Source organism: Paracidovorax valerianellae (assembly GCF_900102625.1).
In the GTDB taxonomy this organism is placed as follows: domain Bacteria; phylum Pseudomonadota; class Gammaproteobacteria; order Burkholderiales; family Burkholderiaceae_C; genus Paracidovorax; species Paracidovorax valerianellae.
On the sequence record NZ_FMZC01000004.1, the window covers coordinates 481,047 to 487,634 of the forward strand.

Annotated in this window: 4 protein-coding genes; all 4 read left to right on the top strand. The window is 65.2% G+C overall.

Features of this window, described 5'->3' with window-relative positions; all coding sequences use genetic code 11:
• The first annotated feature begins 34 nt into the window (after positions 1 to 34).
• The 4 genes from trkA to BLT03_RS09945 all read left to right on the top strand — a co-directional run bounded on the left by trkA (position 35) and on the right by BLT03_RS09945 (position 6,479).
• On the top strand, positions 35 to 1,507 hold the full coding sequence (gene trkA / locus BLT03_RS09930) for a Trk system potassium transporter TrkA (protein ID WP_092742977.1): 1,473 nt from the start codon (positions 35 to 37) through the stop codon (positions 1,505 to 1,507).
• 98 nt (positions 1,508 to 1,605) lie between these two features.
• Entirely contained in the window at positions 1,606 to 3,072 is a 1,467-nt protein-coding gene (locus BLT03_RS09935; protein WP_092742981.1) for a TrkH family potassium uptake protein, read from the top strand.
• 101 nt (positions 3,073 to 3,173) lie between these two features.
• Positions 3,174 to 4,469, top strand: coding sequence for a glutamate--cysteine ligase (gene gshA / locus BLT03_RS09940; RefSeq protein WP_092742984.1), 1,296 nt, complete (start codon positions 3,174 to 3,176; stop codon positions 4,467 to 4,469).
• Positions 4,470 to 4,610: 141 nt separating this feature from the next.
• Complete coding sequence (locus tag BLT03_RS09945) at positions 4,611 to 6,479, top strand: potassium transporter Kup (RefSeq protein WP_092742987.1); 1,869 nt, start codon at positions 4,611 to 4,613, stop codon at positions 6,477 to 6,479.
• The last annotated feature ends 109 nt before the right edge of the window (positions 6,480 to 6,588 follow it).

The window sequence follows — 6,588 nt, forward strand, 5'->3', positions numbered from 1 at the left end:
GCAGGCCATCGGCCCGGCGGAGCGGAACACTGACATGAAAATCATCATCCTCGGCGCAGGCCGCGTCGGGTGCAGCGTGGCCGACAGCCTGGTGTCCGAGCAGAACGACATCACGGTCATCGACACGGACGCGCAGCGCCTGCGAGATCTCGAATCCCGCTTCGACCTGCGTGGCGTGGTGGGCAACGGCATCGATCCCGAAGTGCTGGCCGAAGCCGGCGCCCGCGACACCGACCTGCTCATCGCCTGCGCGGCGCAGGACGAGACGAATCTCGTGTGCTGCAAGGTCGCGCAAATGCTGTTCAACGTGCCCACGCGCATCGCGCGGGTGCGCTCCTCCGGCTTCGACCACGACCGCGAAGACGCGGCGCTGCTGCTGGGCAAGGAGGGCTTCGCGGTGGACCGCGTCATCTGCCCGGAAGAGTCGCTCACCCGCTACATCGGCAAGCTGGTGGAGTACCCCGAGGCCCTGCAGGTGCGCGAGTTCGCGGGCGGCCGCGCCTGCCTGGTGTCGGTGCGGGTGCGCACCGGCGCGCCGGTGGCGGGTATGCGCATCGGCGAAATGCGCGCCAGCGCGCCCGAGGTGGCCATGCGCGTGGTGGCCATCTACCGCCGCTTTCCCGAAGAGCCTGACCGGTTCATCGCCTGTGACGGCACGACGCGCATCGAGTCGGGCGACGAGGTCTTCGTGCTCTCGGCGCGCGAGCACATTCCGCAGGTGCTGGCGGCGCTGCACCAGCGCGGCGGCCTGCCCGCGCCGCCGGTGCGCCGCATCATGATCGCCGGCGGCGGGCGCGTGGGCCTGCGGCTGGCGCGGCAGCTCGCGCAGCAGGGGCGCTTTCACCTGAAAGTGATCGAAGGCAATCCGGACCGCTGCATCGAACTGGCGTCCACGCTGCCGTCCGAGGTGCTGGTGCTCCAGGGCGACGCCACCGACGAAGACTTGCTCGGCGACGAAAACGTGGAAGAGGTGGACCTGTTCCTCGCGCTCACCGACGACGACGAGGACAACATCATGGCGTGCCTGCTGGCCAAGCGCATGGGCGCGAGCCGGGTGCTGGCCCTGATCAACCGGCGCTCGTACGCCGACCTGATGCACGGCACGCAGATCGACATCGCGCTGTCGCCCGCGCAGGCCATGCTGGGCGAATTGCTCGCCTACGTGCGGCGCGGCGACGTGCAGGCCGTGCACAGCCTGCGCCGGGGCGTGGCCGAGGCGCTGGAGATCGTGGCGCGCGGCGACCGCAAAAGCTCGCGCGTGGTGGGCCGCAAGGTCAGCGACCTGCACCTGCCGCCCGAGGTGCACATGGGGCTGATCGTGCGCGGCCTGCCGAGTTCGGAGCCGGCCGATGCCGATGCCCCGGCCTTCACGGCCGAGCCCGAGGTCATCATCCCGCGCAGCCACACGGTGATCGAAAGCGGGGACCACGTGGTGTTCTTCCTGCCCCACAAGCGCCTGGTGCGCGAGGTGGAGAAGGCCTTCCGCCTGGGCGCCACGTTCTTCTGAACCGGCGATCCTGGTTCTTCTCTTCTCTTTCCATTTCCTTCCGTCCTTTCTTCCGCACCGCTGTACCGGCGTCCTCCTCACGTTTTCACACCGACACCATGGCGGACATCCTTCCCGTTCTGCGCGTGCTGGGCGCGCTGCTCTGCATGTTCTCGCTGGCCTTCGGCGTGCCACTGGCCGCCTCGTGGTGGGCGGGCGACGGGCTGTGGACGCAATACGCGTGGGCGCTGGGCGCCACGCTGCTGTGCGGCGCCGGGCTTTGGGCCGGGTTGCGCCACCACGCCCGCGAACTGCAGCCGCGCCACGGCGTGATCCTGGTGTCTCTGGTGTGGGTGGTGCTGCCGCTTTTCGCGGCGTTGCCGCTGATGCTGGCCATGCACCAGATCGGCCAGCCCATGTCGTTCACGCACGCGTATTTCGAGGCGGTCTCAGGGCTGACCACCACGGGTGCCACGGTGCTCACCGGGCTGGATGCGCTGCCGCTGTCGGTCAACGTGTGGCGCACTTTCATGCAGTGGCTGGGCGGCATGGGCATTTTGATTCTGGCGGTGGCCGTGCTGCCGCTGCTGGGCGTGGGCGCCAGCCAGCTCTTCAAGGCCGAGGCCGCCGGCCCCGTCAAGGACACCAAGCTCACTCCCCGCATGACCGAAACGGCCAAGGGCCTGTGGGGCGTGTACGTGCTCTTTTCGCTGGTGTGCGCACTGGCTTACTGGCTGGGCGGCATGGCGCCGGCCGATGCCGTCATGCACATGTTCACCACGGTGAGCCTGGGCGGCCTGTCGTCGCACGACAGCAGCTTCGGCTACTTTCAATCGCCACTGCTGGAATCGATCGCGGTGGTGTTCATGGTGGTAGCGAGCTGCAACTTCGCGCTGTATTTCGTCGCGCTGCGCAAAGGCCATTGGGGCAGCCTGTGGTGCGACCCCGAGATGCGCGCCACCGTGCTCACGCTGCTGGGCGGCGGGCTGTTCGTCGCGCTGCTGCTGTGGGCGAAGGACGTGTATGCGCCGCTGGTTGCCCTGCGCCACGGGCTGTTCCATGTGGTGTCCGTGGCCACCACCACCGGTTTTGCCACCACCGATTACCTGGCCTGGCCGGTGTTCGCGCCGATTTTCATGCTGCTGCTGTCGGGCGTGGCGACCAGTGCGGGATCGACCGGCGGCGGCATCAAGATGGTGCGCATGCTGATTTTGCTCAAGCAGGCCCGCCGCGAGATGACGCGCCTGGCCCATCCCCGCGCCGTGCAGCCCGTGCGCCTGGGCCGCGCGGTGGTGGACAACCGCATGATCTTCTCGGTGCTGGCGTTCATGCTCGTGTATGGCGCGACGGTGACCGTGCTGAGCATGGTGCTGCTGCTCACCGACCTGGACCTGGTCACCGCGTTTTCCGCCGTGCTGGCCAGCGTGAACTGCACGGGGCCGGGGCTGGGGCTGCTCGGGCCGTCGGCCACGTATGCGGTGCTGACGGAGTTCCAGCTCTGGGTCTGCACCCTGGCCATGCTGCTGGGGCGGCTGGAAATCCTGAGCTTCATGGTGCTGCTGACCCCGGCTTTCTGGCGCCGTTGACCGCCTGCCGGGTGGCGAAACCCGGCGGCTGGGGTTGCGAAGCCGGCACGCATCCCCATATCCCTACAATTCACCGCGTCTTTCGTCTTCCGAGGGCTTCCATGGTTCCGCATCTCATCACAGCCCTGACGGGGCCGATCAACGAGCTTGAACAGCGCATTCTCGATTCCATGCCAGCGATCGAGCGTTGGTTCCGCCTGGAATGGATGGAGCACACGCCGCCGTTCTATACCTCGGTGGACATTCGCAACGCCGGCTTCAAGCTCGCCCCCGTCGATACCAACCTGTTTCCTGGTGGCTGGAACAACCTGACCACCGACATGCTGCCGCTGGCCGTGCAGGCGGCCATGGCGGCCATCGAGAAGATCTGCCCCGAAGCGCGCAACCTGCTGATCGTGCCGGAGAACCACAGCCGCAACACGTTCTACCTGGCGAACGTGATCCAGCTGCAGCGCATCTTCAACATGGCCGGGCTCAACGTGCGCGTGGGCTCCATCAGCCCCGAGATCAAGAAGCCGACCACCGTGACCCTGCCCAACGGCGACTCCGTCACGCTCGAGCCGGTGGTCCGCACCAAGGGCCGTCTGGGGCTCAAGAACTTCGATCCCTGCACCATCCTGCTCAACAACGATCTGTCGGCCGGCCCGCCGGGCATCCTGGAAGACATCCACGAGCAATATCTGCTGCCGCCGCTGCACGCCGGCTGGAGCGTGCGCCGAAAGAGCCGGCATTTTCAGAGCTACGAAGAAGTGTCCAAGCGCTTCGGCAAGCTGCTGGGCATCGACCCGTGGCTCATCAACCCGCTGTTCAGCCGCTGCGAAGGTGTCGATTTCAATGAAGGCACGGGCATGGAAGGGCTGCGTGCCGCCGTCGATGCGCAGCTGGGCAAAGTGCGCCGCAAATACAAGGAATACGGCATCAACGAAAAGCCTTTCGTCATCGTGAAGGCCGACAACGGCACCTACGGCATGGGCATCATGACCGTGCGCGACGTCAAAGACCTGGATGCGCTCAACCGCAAAACCAAGAACAAGATGGCCGTCATCAAGGACGGGCAGACGGTGAACGACGTCATCATTCAGGAGGGTGTCTTGACGCAAGAGCGTGTTCACGAAGCCGTGGCCGAGCCCGTGGTCTACATGATGGACCGCTATGTGGTCGGCGGCTTTTACCGCATGCACGCCGAGCGCGGGGTGGACGAAAACCTCAACGCGCCCGGTGCCAGCTTCGTGCCCCTGGCCTTCGAGCACAGCACGCACCTGCCCCAGCCCGGCGCCCGCCCCGGCGCCAGCGCGCCCAACCGCTTCTATATGTATGGCGTAGTGGCGCGCCTGGCCATGCTGGCGGCGAGCTACGAACTGGAAGCCACCAACCCCGAGGCCGAAATCTACGACTGACGGGTGAGCAGGCCGCCGCCGGCCTCAGTTGCTGCGTTGCAACATTCGGCCCGCCCCCGTGCCATCGGGCGCGGGCCGCGCCACAATAGCGGTCCCCCAATATCGGAATCCCGGTTGGCCCCGGTGCCAGCGGGCCAGTCAGTGCAAAGTTCCAAGTCATCGCTCGCGGCGCTCACCCTGGGCGCCATCGGCGTCGTGTATGGCGATATCGGCACCAGCGTGCTGTATGCGGTCAAGGAGGTGTTCGGCTCGGGCCACGTGGCCTTCACGCCCCAGAACGTCTACGGCATCCTGTCCATCTTCTTCTGGACGCTGACCACCATCGTCTCGCTCAAGTACGTGGTGCTGGTCCTTCGGGCCGACAACAACGGCGAAGGCGGACTCATCGCCATGCTGGCGCTGGCGTCGCAGGCGGTGAAGGACAAGCCCCGGCTGCGCAGCGTGCTGCTGTGCATCGGCATCTTCGGAACCTCGCTCTTCTATGGCGACGGGGTCATCACCCCTGCGATTTCGGTGCTTTCGGCCGTCGAAGGGCTCGAAGTGGTGTCGCCGCATTTCGGCAAGGCCGTCATCCCTCTCACGCTGGTCGTGCTGTTTTGCCTGTTCGCCGTGCAAAAGCGCGGCACCGGCGGCATCGGGCGGTACTTCGGACCCATCACGCTGGTGTGGTTCTTCTGCCTGGCCGCTCTGGGCATTCCGCACATCATCGGCCACCCCGAAATCCTCGGCGCCCTGAGTCCGCACCACGCGTTGCTCTTCATCTGGAACAACCCGGGCACCAGCTTCATCGTGCTGGGTGCCGTGGTGCTGTGCGTGACCGGCGCCGAAGCGCTGTACGCCGACCTGGGGCATTTCGGCAAGAAGCCCATCCGCCTGGCCTGGTTCAGCGTGGCGATGCCGGCGCTCACCATCAACTATTTCGGACAAGGCGCCTTGCTGCTGGCCGAACCCGAAGCGGTTAAAAATCCGTTCTACATGATGGCCCCCGACTGGGCGTTGATTCCGCTGGTCATCATGGCCACCATGGCCACGGTCATTGCCTCGCAGGCGCTCATCACCGGCGCCTTCAGCGTGACCAAGCAAGTCATTCAGCTCGGCTACCTGCCGCGCCTGAACATCCAGCACACCAGCGTTCGCGACACGGGCCAGATCTACATCCCGTTCGTGAACTGGATGCTGTTCGTCGCCATCGTGCTGGCCGTGGTCATGTTCCGCTCCAGCAGCAATCTGGCAGCGGCTTATGGCATCGCGGTCACGCTGGACATGCTCATCACCACGGTGCTGACGTTCTTCGTGATCTGCTATGGCTGGAAGTACCCGCTGGCGCTGTGCGTGGCCGCTACGGGGTCTTTCTTCGTAGTGGATCTGGCGTTTTTCAGCTCCAACCTGCTCAAGCTGTTTCAGGGCGGCTGGTTCCCGTTGCTGATCGGCGGGATCGTCTTCACTTTGATGATGACGTGGAAGCGCGGGCGCGAGCTGCTCAATGAAAAGCTCCGCGACGATTCTCTGGACCTGCGCGACTTTCTCACCGCAGTGTTCGTGAGCCCTCCGACACGGGTGGATGGCACCGCTGTTTTCCTGACCGCCGAGACGGGCTCGGTGCCGAACGCTCTGCTGCACAACCTCAAGCACAACAAGGTCTTGCATGAGCAGAACCTGTTCGTCACGGTGCGCAGCCATGAGGTTCCCTGGATCGGCCTGGACCGGCGCCTGCAGGTCGAACCGCTGGGTGGCGATTGCTGGCAGGTGATCGTGCACTATGGCTTCAAGAACGATCCAGACCTGCCCAGCGCTCTCGCACTCATGCGCGGGCGGGGCTGCGAACTGGAGGCAATGACCACCAGCTATTTCCTCTCGCGCGATGTCGTCATTCCCACCATTGGGAGCGGAATGGCTCCATGGCGCGAAAAGCTCTTCGCGCAGATGCACCACAACGCAAGCGGCGCCGCCGGTTTCCTGAACCTGCCGGGCAATGCGGTCGTGGAACTGGGATCGAAGATCGAAATTTGATAGATGTTGGCCTTTTTAGTCCGCCCTGAACAATCTGCAAGCCCTTGATCTGACACGTAGTTCTGCTGATGGATGGGCGCAGGATTTGCAAGGTATGGTTGTTCCAGTA